This window comes from Burkholderia sp. MSh2 (genome assembly GCF_000731655.1).
Lineage (GTDB): Bacteria > Pseudomonadota > Gammaproteobacteria > Burkholderiales > Burkholderiaceae > Burkholderia > Burkholderia paludis.
This window is the reverse complement of the sequence record NZ_JPGM01000001.1, coordinates 208,719-225,116: the sequence shown is the minus strand read 5'-3', so window position 1 is coordinate 225,116 and position 16,398 is coordinate 208,719. Positions and strand designations below refer to the sequence as shown.

11 protein-coding genes are annotated in these 16,398 nt (G+C 68.7%); 5 read left to right on the top strand and 6 right to left on the bottom strand.

The window, feature by feature from the left end; translation table 11 throughout:
• Window positions 1–20: 20 nt before the first annotated feature.
• Window positions 21–1,484, bottom strand: a complete 1,464-nt coding sequence (locus GQ57_RS00930) for a metallophosphoesterase family protein (protein ID WP_034196788.1) — start codon at window positions 1,482–1,484, stop codon at window positions 21–23.
• 189 nt (window positions 1,485–1,673) lie between these two features.
• Between GQ57_RS00930 and GQ57_RS00925 the strand changes: the two genes are divergently transcribed.
• Window positions 1,674–2,522, top strand: coding sequence for a class I SAM-dependent methyltransferase (locus GQ57_RS00925; RefSeq protein WP_034196787.1), 849 nt, complete (start codon window positions 1,674–1,676; stop codon window positions 2,520–2,522).
• 90 nt (window positions 2,523–2,612) lie between these two features.
• On the opposite strand, the gene GQ57_RS00920 is transcribed toward GQ57_RS00925, so the two are convergent.
• The 5 genes from GQ57_RS00920 to GQ57_RS00900 all read right to left on the bottom strand — a co-directional run bounded on the left by GQ57_RS00920 (window position 2,613) and on the right by GQ57_RS00900 (window position 10,345).
• Complete coding sequence (locus tag GQ57_RS00920; protein WP_031396833.1) at window positions 2,613–2,924, bottom strand: hypothetical protein; 312 nt, start codon at window positions 2,922–2,924, stop codon at window positions 2,613–2,615.
• Between the two features lie 58 nt (window positions 2,925–2,982).
• Window positions 2,983–5,004, bottom strand: coding sequence for a BCCT family transporter (locus tag GQ57_RS00915; protein WP_031396832.1), 2,022 nt, complete (start codon window positions 5,002–5,004; stop codon window positions 2,983–2,985).
• A 317-nt stretch (window positions 5,005–5,321) separates the two neighbouring features.
• Complete coding sequence (locus GQ57_RS00910; protein WP_081896554.1) at window positions 5,322–6,509, bottom strand: porin; 1,188 nt, start codon at window positions 6,507–6,509, stop codon at window positions 5,322–5,324.
• A 107-nt stretch (window positions 6,510–6,616) separates the two neighbouring features.
• Window positions 6,617–9,046: a glycoside hydrolase family 31 protein gene (locus GQ57_RS00905; protein WP_034196785.1), complete on the bottom strand. Its 2,430-nt coding sequence runs from the start codon at window positions 9,044–9,046 to the stop codon at window positions 6,617–6,619.
• 27 nt (window positions 9,047–9,073) lie between these two features.
• On the bottom strand, window positions 9,074–10,345 hold the full coding sequence (locus tag GQ57_RS00900) for an MFS transporter (RefSeq protein WP_031396829.1): 1,272 nt from the start codon (window positions 10,343–10,345) through the stop codon (window positions 9,074–9,076).
• A gap of 470 nt (window positions 10,346–10,815) precedes the next feature.
• On the opposite strand from GQ57_RS00900, the gene GQ57_RS00895 reads away from it, so the two are divergent.
• The 4 genes from GQ57_RS00895 to gsiB all read left to right on the top strand — a co-directional run bounded on the left by GQ57_RS00895 (window position 10,816) and on the right by gsiB (window position 16,368).
• Window positions 10,816–11,760 (top strand): MurR/RpiR family transcriptional regulator, encoded by a 945-nt coding sequence (locus GQ57_RS00895; RefSeq protein ID WP_031396828.1) that lies wholly within the window; start codon window positions 10,816–10,818, stop codon window positions 11,758–11,760.
• Complete coding sequence (locus GQ57_RS00890; protein ID WP_031396827.1) at window positions 11,757–12,749, top strand: isoaspartyl peptidase/L-asparaginase family protein; 993 nt, start codon at window positions 11,757–11,759, stop codon at window positions 12,747–12,749. The genes GQ57_RS00895 and GQ57_RS00890 overlap by 4 nt, the downstream gene beginning before the upstream one ends.
• Before the next feature lie 28 nt (window positions 12,750–12,777).
• The gene (locus tag GQ57_RS00885) at window positions 12,778–14,676 is read left to right on the top strand and encodes a dipeptide ABC transporter ATP-binding protein (protein ID WP_034196784.1); all 1,899 of its coding nucleotides are present in this window, start codon (window positions 12,778–12,780) and stop codon (window positions 14,674–14,676) included.
• A gap of 129 nt (window positions 14,677–14,805) precedes the next feature.
• On the top strand, window positions 14,806–16,368 hold the full coding sequence (gene gsiB, locus GQ57_RS00880) for a glutathione ABC transporter substrate-binding protein GsiB (RefSeq protein WP_034196783.1): 1,563 nt from the start codon (window positions 14,806–14,808) through the stop codon (window positions 16,366–16,368).
• Window positions 16,369–16,398: the final 30 nt, after the last annotated feature.

Genomic DNA, 16,398 nt, shown 5'->3' with positions numbered 1-16,398 from the left:
GTCACATCGAACCTCGTCGTTCACGGTGCAATGAACCCCGTCTTGTCGCAAGCGAGCGTCGTGCCCGACTGGTTGCACGACGCGAGCAGCTTGCCCGCCGCCGAATACGCATGGAACACCCAGCCCGTGGCCGGCGCGGCGCGACGTTCCATGATCAGGAAACCGAAGCTGTTGTTGTGCGACAGCCGCTCGATCACGGCGCCCGGCGCGGGCGTCAGGCCGGCCGGAAACGGGTCGGGCAGCGCGACGTCGAGATTGTCGCCGCCGTTGCCGGACACGATCGTCGCCGGGTGCCCGGACGAGAAGTTGATCGCCTGGAAGTCATGCACGTGCCCGTGCAGCGCGACGTGCACGCCGGGCGGGTAGTACGCCTGTGCGTTGAGGCTCGACATCACCGACTGCAGCGCGAGGTTGCCCGGCGCGGGCGTGCTGCCGGCGATCGGCGCGAACGCCAGGATCGGGTGATGGTTCGTGAAGATCGTCGTCGTCATGCCGCCCTTCGACGCGAGCGAGGCGACCGTCTGGAACTGCTTCTGGTAAATGCCGAATTGCGCGTCGGTCGTCTTGAGCGGCGTGCGGCCGACCTTGGCGGTGTCGAACACGATCACCTGCGAGCCGCCGCCGAGCGATACCGCATAGGGTTCCGAATAGTTCGCGTTGTTGTCGTTGGCCGGATCGTCGCACGAGCGTGCGGCGGAATACGGGCGCGGATCGAGGAAACGGAACCAGCCCTGGCCCGCCCGCGCGCATTCCTCGTGGTTGCCGCGCACGACGATCCACGGCGCCTTCGCGAGCAGCGGCGCGGCCGGGCGGAACAGGTCGGCCTGCCACGTATCCCAGCCGTAGCCCCACGGGCTGTCCTTGCAGCCGGCGATGTCCGGCGGGCACGCGTTCTCGCGATAGTGGTAGTCGCCGATGTGCATCACCAGGTCGGGCGACAGCTTCGCGACGCTCGCCGCGATCGTGTCGAACGGCCAGACCGTCGCGTCGTTGCACGCCTGCCATGCGTTGTCCGCCTTCTTCATCCGGCAGCCCGTGTCGGCGATGATCGCGATGCGCTGCGGCTGCGCCTTCGGCAGCGGCAGCGTACGGCCCGCGACGCTTGCGGCCTGTGCGCCGGCCGGCAGCGTCGCTTCGCAGACGGACACCGGGAAACTCGACGGCTTCGAGTCGGACGGATCGCTGGCGGTCGGCCGCTGCGCGACGCTCGAGGCGCCCGAGCGCAGCGTCATGCGCGACAGCTTGCCGTCGACGGCAAGCTGCGGGCACGGCGGATCGCCGGCCGACGCGGGCGTGTAGTTCGTGATGACGCGCGCGATCGCCTGGTTCGTGTCGCCGATCTCGACCCACGCGGCCTGGACGTTGGCCGACGCACTGGCCGGGTCGGCCGGCGAATCGATGTGGTTCGAGCACGCGGCCAGCGCGGCAAGCGCAACAAGGGGGGCGCAGCGCACGAGCAGCGCGCGCGGGAGGAGTCGTCGCATTGGGGTGGGGCACCGTAGGAAAGTCGTCAACGATACGCAACGCGAATGTAAGAAATATGAAATGACGGTGCGCCTGGATCTCGGCGCGCTGCGCCTCGCGGCGGCGGATCGCAATCGAGGCCTTGACCTCAAGCCGGCTTGAAGTAGCACAGTGCGGTGCATGATCAACGAACCGGAAGGAGATCGACGATGGAAACCAGTCGGCCGAACGATGAACAATCCGCGCTGTGGAACGGCCCGTCGGGGCGCGCGTGGGTCGATACGCAGGCAACGATCGACCGGATGTTCGAGCCGCTGGAGCGGCTGCTCGCGGATGCGGCGGCCGCGTCGTTCGCGCGCAGCGTGCTCGATGTCGGTTGCGGCACGGGCGGGGTGACGCTCGCCATCGCGCGCCGGCTCGGCGCGGATGCTCAATGCACGGGTATCGATATCTCGGCCAGGATGATCGACGCGGCGCGGGCGCGTGTCGAACGCAGCGGCCCGGGCCCCCGTTTCGTGTGCGCGGACGTGCAGACGCATGCGTTCGAGCCCGAGAGCGTCGACCTGATCGTGTCGCGGCTTGGCGTGATGTTCTTCGACGATCCGGTCCGGGCCTTCGCGAACCTGCGGCGGGCGGCGCGGCCGAATGCGCAGTTGCGGTTCATCGCATGGCGCAGCGCGGCCGACAACCCGTTCATGACGACTGCCGAGCGGGCCGCCGCACCGTTGCTGCCGAACCTGCCCGCGCGGCGGCCCGGCGCGCCGGGGCAGTTCGGGTTCGGCGACCGGCAGCGGATCGCGTCGGTGCTGTCGGACAGCGGCTGGGCCGACACCGCGATCGAGCCGGTCGACCTGGCTTGCGCGCTGCCCGAGCCCGCGCTGAACGACTACTTCGCGCGGCTGGGGCCGGTCGGGCTCGCACTGCTGGAGGCGGACGACGCGACGCGGCGGCGCGTGGTCGACACCGTGCGTGCCGCGTTCGAGCGCTATGTGGACGGCGGCCAGGCGCGCTTCGACGCGGCGTGCTGGCTCGTCACGGCGCGCGCGCCCTCCGTGTAACGCGTGGCGACCGGGCAGGAGGTCGGGGAGCGGGCGGCTCGTGCGCTGCCGTTCGGGCGGGATGACGCCGGGCGGCGCGCCGCATGGGCGTCAGCGTTGCCGCGCGCGCAGCATCAGCCACGCGCAACCTGCGGCAACCAGCACGAGGCCGAGCAGGACGGCTTCGGTGCCGAACGCGAAGCCGGACGGCATTTCGTTGCTGCCCGGTTTCGGCGACAGGTTGAGGCCGATCGCGACGGCCCCGCCGGCGAGCAGCGCGGCGCAGACGATCCAGTAGGCCTTGCCGCGCGGCGCCGCCGCGCGGATCCGCCACAACGCGATGCCGACTCCGCCGAGATAGAGCACGGCGAGCGTGCCGAGCGCGATGACGTCGGAGGCCCGGCTTTGCAGGAGCCCGTTCATCGCGCGGCCCCGTCGGGCGTGGCGGACCGCCGCGGCCCGCTCGACGCGGCACGCAGGCTCATTCGGCCTCCGTCGCATGCCCCGGCGCGCGGCTCAGCAGATGCGTGCGCTTGTCGGCCGCGAGCGACACGTAGCGTTCGTACTGGCGCAGCACATCGGCGATCACTTCGTCGCCGCGCAGGTATTCGACGTCGTAGCCGAGCCGCCCGTCCTCGAAGAACGTGACGATCCCGTACACGTGTGCCCGCGCCGCATCGGGCTCGGCCGCTTCGCGCACGAGAAATGCGGCGGCGGACTTCACCGTCACGCGCACGCCGTAGACGAAATCGCGGTGTTCGGCGGTCGGCACGGTGAGCCGTACGGCGTCGTCGCTGTCGCGCTGCACGTTCGCATCGACGCCGCTCGCGCGCAGTTCGTCGGCAACCTTGCGCAGCGCGGGCTCGACCGTGTCGGCGACGAACTGGCGCGCCTCGGCCTCGGTCGTCTGCCGCAGGATGTGCGTCAGGCGATGGCGCCAGTGCTGGCCGGTCCAGAAACTCGTCGCGGGCGCGACGTCCTGCGAATAGTGCGCGCGGTCGGCCGCGAGCCCGCGCCACAGCCCGTAGCAGAGCGCGAGCATGATGATCGCGACCGGCAGCGCGGCGATCAGCGTCATCGCCTGCAACGCGCCAAGCCCGCCGGCGACGAGCAGCACCGCGGCCGTCACGCCGAGCAGCGCGGCCCAGAACAGCCGTTGCCACACGGGCGAGTGCGCGTTGCCGCGCGTCGCGATCTGGTCGATCACGAACGCGCCCGAATCGGCGGACGTGACGAAGAACACGGCGATCAGCACGATCGCGACGATCGACAGCAATTGCGGCAGCGGCAGGAAATCGAAGAAGCGGAACAGCAGCGCGTCGACGTTGGTGGCTGTTTGTGCGAGCGCGCCGGCCGCGCCGTGCGTATCGAGCCAGATGGCGCTGTTGCCGAACACGGTCATCCACACGAGGTTGAACGCGGTCGGCACGAGCAGCACGCCGATCACGAACTCGCGGATCGTGCGGCCGCGCGAGATGCGCGCGATGAACATGCCGACGAACGGCGACCACGATATCCACCACGCCCAGTAGAGGATCGTCCAGCCGCCGAACCAGCCTTCCTCGCGCGGCGGCGCGTAGGCGTAGGTGCGGAACGACAGGTCGACGAGGCTCGACAGGTACTGGCCGATGTTGTCGCCGAGCGCGCGCAGCAGGAAGGCGGTCGGGCCGGCGAAGACCACGAAGGCGAGCAGCAGGAACGCGAGCAGCAGGTTCAGTTCGGACAGCCGCCGCACGCCCTTGTCGAGGCCGGTGGCGGCAGACACGCCCGCGAGGATCACGACGACCGCGACGAGCCCGATGCGGAACACGTTGCCGGTCGTATCCCAGCCGGCGACCGTATGCAGGCCGGCGCTCAGCTGCATCACGCCGTAGCCGAGCGTCGTCGCGATGCCGGCAACCGTGCCGACCAGCGCGAACGCGTCGACCGTGTGGCCGATCCAGCCGTTGATGCGCTCGCGCAGCACCGGATACAGCCCGGAGCGCAGCGTGAGCGGCAGGTTGTAGCGGAACCCGAAGTACGCGAGCACGAGCCCCATCAGCCCGTAGATCGCCCACGCATGGAAACCCCAGTGGAAGAAGGTCATCAGCATCGCCTCGCGGGCGGCGGCGGGCGTGCCGGGGTCGACGGTCGGCGGCTTCAGGAAATGCTGCATCGGCTCGCCGACGCCGAAGTACATGAGGCCGATGCCCATGCCGGCCGCGAACAGCATGGCCGTCCACGACACGAAGCTGAATTCGGGCTCGGCGTCGTCGGGGCCGAGCCGGATGTTGCCGAAGCCGCTCGCGGCGATCAGCACGAGAAACACGAGGAAGCCGGTGACGGCGAGCACGTAGAACCAGTCGAAGTGCGCGATGACCCATTGCTGGCCGGCGGAGAACAGCGCGCCGGCTTCGCTCGGGCGCAGCGCGCACACGACGAGCAGCGCGCCGATGACCGCGAGCGCGGGCAGGACGACCTGCGGCTTGAATGTCGTGCGGGGCGAGGGGCGGGGATCTGGCATGGCTGGCATCCAGTTGTGGGCGCAACGAGGCGCGACGCCGCCCGGCGCGCGTGTCGCGCGTCGGACCCTGATACGGCGTGCGTCGAGTGTACCGCGGTGTCAGGACTGCAAAAAGGGGCATGCAGCAGGGAAGAACCTGACGAATTGTAAGGTATTGAGGAGATCGAGAAAACCCGCACGTCTCGCCGGGCGTGCGGAGCGCGTGCGGAGGATGGCGCGACGGCCATGCGCGGGAAGCCCGGACGACGCGCGCGGCATGCGTGAAATGCGTGTCGTCCGGGGCGGGTGCGGCGCGCCGAAAGCGCCGCCGCGCGGGTTCAGAACGTGACGGCGATCCCGGCCATGCCGACGAACTGGCCGTGTGTCGTCGAAGGCGTGAGCTGCTGCGAATCGCCGACGATCGGCGCTGCGTCGACGATTTGTCCCGCGCCTTGCGCGCCGAGGGTCTGCCCGCTCGAATGGGTGTAGGCCTGCAACGCGTAAAGCGTCGTGCGCTTGGACAGGCTGTAGGACTCCTTCAGCGAATACTGCTGGTAGCGGGCCGCGTTGTCGATGCCGTTCGCCTTCGACGCGAGCGTATACGAGAACGCGCCGGCCACCGAGAACGCCGGCGTGAAGCGGTACGCGGCGAGCGCGCCGTAAGTGTTGAACACGGCGGTGTCGGTGAATGCGGAGCCGTTGCCGGGCAGGTATTTCACGTTCGAATAGTTGAGGCCCATCGTCAGGTTGCCGAGCGTGTAGTTGCCGGCCGTCGCGAACTGCTCGACGGCTTTCGCGGTCAGGTAGCCCTGGTTCAGCACGGACACCGCGAAGCTGCCCGACGCGGCGGTCGCCGGATTCAGGAAGCCGGCCGATGAGCCCGAGCTGTTGATGCGCAGGTAGCCGGCCGCGACGCCGATCGGCCCGTTCGCGTAGCGCAGCGCGGCGCTGAACGTGTTGCCCTTGCCGGTTGCGCCGGCAATGCCGCCGAATGCGTACATCGCGCTCCCGGTCAGGCCGGCGAAGGTCGGCGACGTATAGGTAACCGAATTGTTCACGCGAGTCGTCGTGTCGAGGCCGTCGATGTCGCCCGGATGCGCGCCCGTCGCGCCGGTCAGCCAGCTGCTCGACGCGTACGGGCCGACGAGCAGGAAGTAGGGCGTGTACTGGCGGCCGGCGGTCATCGTGCCGTAGCGATCGTTGCGCAAGCCGACGAAGGCTTCGCGATTGAAGATCGTGCCGGCGGCGGACTGCGCGCCGCTGTTCAGGTTGAAGCCGGACTGCAGATCGAAGATCGCATGCGTGCCGCCGCCGAGATCCTCGTCGCCGCGCAGCCCGAACTTCGACGCATACAGGTTGCCGTCGCGCATGTAGATGTTCGAATGGCCCTGCTGGTTGTTCACGTAAGCGAGCGAATCGTCGACGACGCCGTACAGCGTCACGCTGCTCTGCGCGTGGGCGGTGGTCGTGCCGAACGAAGCGGCCGATAAAATAAGGATTACATAACGGTTGACGGGGGCTTTCACTTTCATTGTCGATCTCCAGATCTTTTCATCTTTGCAACGGGGCGGGAGGCTGAATCGCCTCCTCTGAAGTGCGAGGCGGGCCGCGCGAACGCCCCGCCTCGCCGGGCTTACGCGGTCGGGCGTTCGAACGCGACGACGAGGCGGCGCCAGGCGCCGTCCCGCGCATCCTGTTCGACGCGCGCGCCGCGCACGGCGAGCGGGCCTTGCAGCGACGCGGGCAGCAGGATCTCGATACGGTCGGCCGGGCGGCCCGGGCGGCCGTCCCAGCGCACCGACACGCCGAGCGCGCCCGACGCCTCGCGTCCGGTCTCGATGCGCCACAGCCCGTATTCGCCGTCGCGCCATGCTTCCGTTTCGCCGTCGTCCTCGACGCATTCGCCGTACGCGACGCCGTCCTCCAGGCGCGGCGCGACGAGGAAGCCGCGCGTGTCGGCGCGCGCGCCGAAATGCTGCGCCGCGACGTTCAGCGGCAGTGCGCGGCCCTCGCGCAGCAGCATCACCGGCGAATCGAGCGGCGCCGGCAGCGTCACGTGCGTGCCGCCGTCGAACGACTGCGCGCTCGTGCAGCACATCCAGCGCGCGCCCGACGGCAGGTAGACCTCGCGCGCCGTCTGGCCGGGCTCGACGACCGGCGCGACGAGCAGCGCGTCGCCGAGCATCATGTCGTCGCACGCATCGTGGCAGCGCGCGTCGCGGGGGAAATCGGCGAAGGTCGGCCGCAACACCGGCTCGTAGCGGGTCGTCGACAGCCACAGCAGGTGATAGAGGTAGGGCAGCAGCCGGTAGCGCTGCTTGATCAGCGACGCAACCTGCGCGGCGATCTCCGGATACATCCACGGTTCGTTGACGGTGCCGTCGTCGTTCCACGAGTGAATGCTGAAGCGCGGCATGAAGATGCCGAACTGCACCCAGCGCAACAGCAGCTCGGGCGAAGGCGCGGGGCCGGAGAACCCGCCGATGTCGTGCCCGGTGTTCGATACGCCGGACAGCGCGAGCCCGAGCCCCATCTTCAGGTTGTAGCGCAGCGTTTCCCACGACGTGTAGTTGTCGCCGGACCAGGTCTGCACGTAACGCTGCATGCCGGCGCCACCGGAACGGGACACGAGGAACGGCCGCCGCGCCGGCGCATGCGCGCGCTGCGCGTCGCGCGACGCGCGCATCATCAGCATCGTCTGCAGCACCTTCGCCTCGCGCGCGGGGAACGGCTGGCCGAAGCCGTGCGCGATCGCGTCGGGCGACCAGATCTCGTATTCGTTGTTGTCGTTCCAGGTCGACTCGATCCCGTATTCGAGCAGCGCCGACGTGACCTGTTCGCGCCACCAGCGGTATGCGTCCGGCTGCGTGAAGTCGAGGTAGGCGCCCACCTCGTCCCAGAACTGCACCCACGCGGGCTCGCCGGATGCCGAGCGGATCAGCAGCCCGCGTGCCGCCGCGTCGTCGAAGGCGGGGTGGTCGCGCAGCAGGCACGGCTTGATGTTCGCGCACAGGCGGATGCCGTGGTCGCGGTAGTGCTTCACGAAACCCTTCGCGTCGGGAAACTTGTCGCGGTTCCAGTTGAACACGTAGCGCTTCGCGCCGATCGACGTATAGCCCGACGACAGGTGGAACGAATCGCACAGGACGTCGTGCGCGTCGCACTGCTCGACGAAGCGGTTCATCTGCCGCTGCGCGTCCGGCGCATCGGTATAGCTCATCGTCGAGCCCGAGTAGCCGAGCCCCCATTTCGGCGTGCGCGCGGGGCGCCCGGTGAGCCACGTGAAGCGCCGTGCGGCCGCGAGCGGCGTATCGGGCGACGCGATGAAGTAGTAGTCGAGGTCGCCGTGCTCGGCGACGAAGTAGCGGTACGGGCCGTGATAGTTGTCGAGTTCGCGGCCCATGTCGAACGTGCAGTCGGACAGCGTGTCGTAGAACAGCCCGAACCCCTGGCAGGCGTCGGGCGACCACGTGATGTAGAACGGGATGTGCTTGTACAGCGGGTCGGTGTGCTTCGCGCTGTAGCCCATCGCGTCGATGTTGCGCATCTCGAAGCGCGCGCCGGTGCGGTCGAGGTCGCCCGCGCGTTCGCCGAGGCCGAACACCTTGTCGCCGCGTTCGCGGGCCACATAGTGATACGCACGGTCGTCCCACCAGCCGAAGTTGTACGCCTGCGTCGCGCGGTCGGCGAGCGCGATGCGCCACGCGCCGTCCGCGCCGCGCAGCGACCATGTGCAGCGGCCGCCTTGCCGGTGCACCGCGAGCCGGATCTGCGCGGTCTCGAGGTACAGGGCGTCGTCGTCTTCCGAGAATGCGTACGCGGGCAGCGCGAAGCCGTCCAGGTCGAGGCGGTCGCGACCGTCGAGCGGCACGTCGTCGAGGCCCGGCGCGATCGTCCAGGTGCGCGGGTTGCGCGCCGTCGCGTCGGGCAGCACGCGCACCCGCACGATGTCGTCTTCGAGGACGAAGATATCGAGGGTGGCGCCCGCATCGGACGCGAGCAGCACGCGGTTCGCGTGCCGGCCGGCGACGCGGAACACGGGAGGATGAAGAAGCGAGGTCATGAATGCGATTCCTGGTGAGGACGAGGGTCAGGCATGCCGTGCGAGCAGGCGTTCCTGCTTCGATTGTCCGCGGATCAGCACGGCGAGCAGCGTGACGCCGATGAGGTCGAACAGGCCGAGGCACGCGAACAGCGGTGCGTAACCGATCTTGTCGGCGAGCGCGCCGACCAGCAGCGAGAAGCCGAGCCCGCCGATCCACGCGGCCATTCCGGCGAAGCCGCTCGCGGTGCCGACCTCCTCGGGGTCGAACACGTCGGCGGACAGCGTGTTGACGAGCGCGGAGATCATCTGGTGCGCGAAGCCGCCGACGCAGAACAGCGCGATGGCCGTGTACGGCGACGACACGAGCCCGATCGTCGCGGGCCCGAGCATCAGCACCGCGCCGAGCGCGACGCCGGCGACCCGCGACCACACGAGCGGCAACTGGAAGCGCTTCGCCAGATACGGCGACAGGTAGCCGCCCGCGATGCCGCCGAGGTCGGCCGCGAGAAACGGCATCCACGCGAAGATCGCGATCTGCTTGAGCTCCATGTGGCGCTCGGTCGCGAGATACAGCGGAATCCAGAAGCTGAAGGTCTGCCACGCGGGTTCCGCGAAGAAGCGCGGCAGCGCGATGGCCCAGAAGCGCCGCGCGGTGACGACGTCGCGAATGCGGCGCGCCGACACGGGCGGCATCGTCGCCTGGCCGTCGCGGATCAGCGCGCGTTCCTGCGGCGTGATGCGCGGATGGTCGGCGGGCGACCGGTATTGCGTGTACCAGAGCGCGGCCCACACGAAGCCGAGCGCACCGGTGGCCATGAACGCGGCCTGCCAGCCGAAGCGCATCGACAGGAACACGACGAGCGGCGGCGCGATCGCCGCGCCGAGCGAGGTGCCGGCGTTGAAGTAGCCGACCGCGACGGATTTCTCGCGATCGGGAAACCATTCGGCGACGGCCTTCATCCCGGACGGAATCGCGGCCGCCTCGAACAGGCCCAGAAAGCCGCGCAGGACGCCGAGCGACAGCCAGCCCGACGCGAAGCCGTGTGCGACGCCGACCACCGACCACAGCATCGCGAACAGCGCGAACCCGAGCCGCAGCCCGATCAGGTCGACGATGAAGCCGCAGACGGGCTGCATGATCGTGTAGCCGATCTGGAACGCGCCGACGATGTACGAATACTGCTGCGTCGAGATCGCGAACACCTGCTTCAGCTCGGGCGCGAGCACCGCGAGGGAATTCCGTGCGAGGTAGTTGAGGATCGTGCCGAGACATACGAGCACGATGATCCACCAGCGCAACGCCTTGACTGTCTTCACTGCTGTCTCCTGTCGGGCAGGGCCGGCGCATGGCGCCGGCCCGATCCATGACGGCCATCCGTTCGGGACGGCCAATGTTGCTTTATTCGTACGATGTCATACCTTGAATCGCGCTCATTTCCCCGGGATTGGTCGGAAAAACGGCGTTCAAGCGAACATTTCGCCTTGATTGAATCGCAATGTTATCGGACAACTGATCATTTTCGAACATCCTATGTTCGAATGCGAATCCGGTCAACGTGAATTTGCATTCGAACGAACTTGCTCGGGGTTTTCCCGGGGACGGATGCGGGCGATGCGTGCGGCGAAACACGGCGGTAGCGAGCGGGAGGCCCGCGCGGCGGGGCTGTGCGGTCGTCGGACCAGCGGCGGGCGCGCGCGGAGGCGCAACAATCCCGATGAAAATTTATTTCTTTTCGGGATCGGGATTGTGTAAATTCATTTTCACCAATCTTGCAATCACCCTTCGCATGACGCCTCTCGTACCGCACGACGCCAGTCACGACGAACCCGCGATCGCCGAGCTGATCGCGGCGGCGATGCCGTTGATGACGCCGATTCACCGCCGCATGGGCGAATTCGTACTCGCGAATCCGTTCCGCGCGGCGACGATGCGCATCGACGAACTCGCGCAGGCCGTGAATGCGTCGATCGCGACCGCGAACCGCTTCGCGAAGGCGCTCGGCTTCGACGGCTACCCGGCGATGCGCGCGGCGCTCGTGCGCGGCTTCGAGGCGACCCTCGGGCCGGTCGAGCGGCTGCGTTCGGCGCAGGAGCAGGAGCCCGGCGTACGCGGCGCCGCGTGGATCGACACGGTATTCGACCAGGCCGTCGCGAACATCGAGAGCACGCGCGCGCAACTGGACGCGGCCGATGTCGAGGCGGCGGTCGAGGCGATCGTCGGCGCGCGGCGCGTGCTGATCCTCGGCGCGGGGTCGAGCGCGTTTCTCTCCGGACTGATGGAGCACGGCCTGTCCGCGTGTCACGACAACGTGCAGTCGCTCGCGCTGCTCGGCGGCCCGTCGCACGCGGCGCGGCGCCTGTACACGGCCGACGCGCGCGATCTGGTGATCGCGCTCGCGTTTCCTCGCTACGTGAAGGACACCGTCGAGCTGGCCCGCCGTGCGGCGGCGCGCGGCGCGCGCGTGCTGGGCATTTCCGACGGCCCGCAGTCGCCGCTTGCGCCGATCGCGTCGCTGAACCTGTACGTCAAGGCCGAACGGCGTTTCGCGGCCACGTCGGAAGCGGCCGTGCTCGCGATGATCGAGGCGCTGATCGATGCGGTCGCGCTGCGTACGCACCGTTCCGCGAAATCCGCGGTCGAGATGACCGAATTCCTGCTGCCGTGGCTCGTGCAGCCGCAAGCGGCGCTGCCGGCCGCCAACCCTTCTTCCCCCCGTCCGAAAAAATCATGACTTCATCCGCGATCGTAGCGATTCACGGCGGCGCAGGCACGATCCTGCGCGAGGCGATGGATACCGACACCGAGCGCCGTTACCGTGCCGAACTGACCGCCATCCTGACGGCGGCGCAGCAGGTACTGGCCGACGGCGGCAGCGCGCTCGACGCCGTCACCGTCGCGGTGCGGATGCTCGAGGACTGTCCGCTGTTCAACGCCGGGCGCGGCGCCGTCTATACGGCCGACGGCACGCACGAACTCGACGCGGCGGTGATGGATGGCGCGACGCTCGGCGCCGGCGCGATCTGCTGCGCGACTCGCGTGCGCAATCCCGTGCTCGCCGCGCGGCGCGTGATGGAGGCGAGCGAACACGTGATGTTCGCCGGCGCGGGCGCCGATGCGTTCGCGGCCGCGCAGGGGCTCGAACTCGTCGAGCCCGACTATTTCGGCACCGAAGCGCGTCACGCGCAATGGATCAAGGCGCGCGCGGCGGCGGGTGCGATGCTCGACCACGATGCGGCGACGTTCACGTTCGGCGCATCGGCGCAGCCGGCCGAGCCGCTCGATCCGGACCGCAAGCACGGCACGGTCGGCGCGGTCGCGTGCGACCGGCACGGCCACATCGCGGCGGCAACGTCGACGGGCGGCATCACGAACAAGCAGCCGGGGCGCGTCGGCGATTCGCCGATCGTCGGCGCGGGCTGCTACGCGGACGATGCGACCTGCGCGGTGTCGTCGACGGGCACCGGCGAGATGTTCATCCGGCTCGCGACCGCGCACGACGTCGCCGCGCAGATCGCCTATCGCGGCGCATCGCTGGCCGACGCCGCGCACGACGTCGTGATGAACAAGCTGCCGCGCCTGGCCGGGCGCGGCGGGATCATCGCGGTCGACGCGCACGGCAACGTCGCGATGCCGTTCAACACCGAAGGGATGTACCGCGGCTATGCGCGCGTCGGCGAAGCGCCGGTGGTCGGCATCTATCGCGACGACGACACCGCCTGATCGCGGTCGCACGAGGAGGAGATTCACGATGTCTACGAGCCGTAACCCGTCCGGCCTGGTGCTGCCCGAGCAGCGCGTGGTTGCCGTCGACGACCTGTCGGTCGCGTTCTGCCGCGAGGGCGCGACGTTCGACGCGGTGCGCAACGTGTCGTTTCACGTCGATCGCGGCGAGACGCTCGCGATCGTCGGCGAATCGGGTTCCGGCAAGTCGGTCACGTCGCTCGCGCTGATGCGGCTCGTCGAGCATGGCGGCGGCGCGATCACCGGCGGCCGGATCGCGTTCCGCCGACGCGGCGGTGCGCTCGTCGATCTTGCCCGGGCGAGCGGCGCGACGATGCGCGGCATCCGCGGCGCCGACATCGCGATGATCTTCCAGGAGCCGATGACGTCGCTGAACCCGGTGTTTACGGTCGGCGACCAGATCAGCGAGGCGATCGCGCTGCATCAGTCGAAGAGCGCGGCGCAAGCGCGCGCGGAGACGCTGCGGCTGCTCGATCTCGTGCGCATTCCGGAGGCGCGCCGCGTGTTCGCGCGCTATCCGCACCAGTTGTCGGGCGGGATGCGGCAGCGCGTGATGATCGCGATGGCGCTGTCGTGCCGGCCCGCGCTGCTGATCGCGGACGAGCCGACGACCGCGCTCGACGTGACGATCCAGGCGCAGATCCTGCAACTGGTGCGCGGGCTGCAGGACGAAATGAACATGGGCGTGATCTTCATCACGCACGACATGGGCGTGGTGGCCGAAGTGGCCGACCGCGTGCTCGTGATGTATCGCGGCGAGAAGGTCGAGGAGGGCGACTCGGATCGCCTCTTCGCGGCGCCCGCGCATCGCTATACGCGCGCGCTGCTCGCGGCCGTGCCGAAACTCGGTTCGATGCAGGGCACCGATACGCCCGAGAAATTCCCGTTGCTGAAGGTGGAGGGCGCGAGTGCGGCCCCGTCGCCCGCGCCCGCGGCGAACGACGATGCGCAGCCGCGCGTCGATCCGTCCGCGCCGCCGATCCTGCGCGTGCGCGATCTCGTGACGCGGTTTCCGGTGAAGAGCGGCATGTTCGGCCGCGTGTCGCAATACGTGCATGCGGTCGAGCGCGTGAGCTTCGAGCTGCGCGCGGGCGAGACGCTCGCGCTGGTCGGCGAATCGGGCTGCGGCAAGTCGACCACCGGCCGTTCGCTGCTGCGTCTCGTCGAATCGCAAAGCGGCTCGATCGAATTCGACGGCCGCGACATCGGCGCGCTGAAGGGCCCGGACCTGCAGGCGCTGCGCCGGAACATCCAGTTCATCTTCCAGGATCCGTTCGCGTCGCTGAACCCGCGCCTGACCGTGGGCTTCTCGATCATGGAGCCGCTGCTGGTGCACGGCGTCGCGAGCGGTCGCGACGCGCAGGCGCGGGTCGACTGGCTGCTCGACAAGGTCGGCCTGCCGCCGGAAGCCGCGCGCCGCTATCCGCACGAATTCTCGGGCGGCCAGCGCCAGCGGATCGCGATCGCGCGCGCGCTCGCGCTGAACCCGAAGGTCGTGATCGCCGACGAGTCGGTGTCGGCGCTCGACGTGTCGGTGCAGGCGCAGATCGTCAACCTGATGCTCGACCTGCAGCGCGAGCTCGGCGTCGCGTACCTGTTCATCTCGCACGACATGGCCGTGGTCGAGCGCATCAGCCATCGCGTCGCGGTGATGTATCTCGGCCAGATCGTCGAGATCGGCCCGCGCCGCGCGGTGTTCGAGGCGCCGCAGCACCCGTACACGAAGAAGCTGATGAGCGCGGTGCCGGTGGCCGACCCCGCGCGCCGGCATGCGCCGCGCCAGCTCGCGGCCGACGAGATCCCGAGCCCGATCCGCGCGGTGGGCGACGATCCGGTCGTCGCACCGCTGGTCGCGGTCGGCCCCGATCACTACGTCGCGACGCACCGCGTCGGCGGCGCGTATTGAGCGTGCGGGAGGCGGCATATGGACCGCAGCTGCGCACGAGCGAGACAACGGCGTCTTTACCCCGAGCGGGTGCAGTCACGCCGGGAATTCCACCACGCGTTACCGAATCATCCACAGGAGCCCAACAAGATGAACAAGTCGTATTCGTTCCCGATGTTCCGACCGCGCACGCTGCTCGCCGCGGCTGCAGGCGCTTTTGCGCTGTCGGCCGCGGTGCCCGCGTTCGCGCAGCAGACCGCGGTGATGGCGGTGGATTCGACCTTCACGACGATGGACCCGTACGACGCGAACGACACGGTGTCGCAGGCCGTTGTCAAGTCGTTCTACCAGGGCCTGTTCGGCCTGGACAAGGACATGAAGCTCGTCAACGTGCTGGCAACCAGCTACGACGCGAGCCCGGATGCGAAGACCTACACGATCAAGCTGCGCCAGGGCGTGAAGTTCCACGACGGCACCGATTTCAATGCGGCGGCCGTGAAGGCGAACTTCGACCGCGTGACCGATCCCGCGAACCACCTGAAGCGCTACAACATGTTCCGCGTGATCGAGAAGACCGAAGTGGTCGATCCGTACACGGTGAAGATCACGCTGCGCGAGCCGTTCTCGGCGCTGATCAACACGCTCGCGCACCCGTCGGCGGTGATGATCTCGCCGGCCGCGCTGAAGAAGTGGGGCCGCGACATCGCGCTGCATCCGGTCGGCACCGGCCCGTTCGAGTTCGTCGAGTGGAAGCAGACCGACGACCTGAAGGTCAAGAAGTTCGCCGGTTACTGGAAGAAGGGCTATCCGAAGATCGACGCGATCGACTGGAAGCCGGTGGTCGACAACAACACGCGTGCGGCGCTGATCAAGACGGGCGAGGCCGATTTCGCGTTCCGCATCCCGTTCGAGCAGGCGACCGACCTGAAGGGCAACCCGAAGGTCGATATCGTGGAGCGGCCGTCGATCGTGCAGCGCTACGTGTCGCTGAACCTGCAGCAAAAGCCGTTCGACAACCCGAAGGTGCGGCAGGCGCTGAACTATGCGGTGAACAAGGAGGCGCTCGCGAAGGTCGCGTTCGCCGGCTATGCGACGCCGTCCACCGGCGTGGTGCCGCAGGGCGTCGACTATGCGACGAAGCTGGGCCCGTGGCCGTACGACCCGGCGAAGGCGCGCGCGCTGCTGAAGGAGGCCGGCTATCCGAACGGCTTCGAGACGACGCTGTGGTCCGCGTATAACAACTCGACGTCGCAGAAGACCATCCAGTTCGTGCAGCAGCAGCTCGCGCAGGTCGGCGTGAAGGTGCAGGTGCAGGCGCTGGAAGCCGGCGAGCGCGTCGCGAAGGTCGAGAGCGCGCCGGATCCGGCGAAGGCGCCGGTGCGGATGTACTACGTCGGCTGGTCGTCGTCGACCGGCGAGGCGAACTGGGCGATCACGCCGCTGCTGGCCAGCTCGTCCGCGCCGCCGAAGCTCCTGAATACCGCGTACTACAAGAATGACGCGGTCGACGGCGATCTCGCGAAGGCGCTGGAGACGGTCGACCGCGCGAAGAAGACCGAACTCTACGCCGATGCGCAGAAGCAGGTCTGGGCCGATGCGCCGTGGATCTTCCTCGTGCAGGAGAAGATCGTGTATGCGCGCAGCAAGCGGCTGCAGGGCGCGTACGTGATGCCGGACGGCTCGTTCAACTTCGACGAAATCTCGCTGAAATGACAGCGATGACGACGGCGGTTCGTCCGCCAT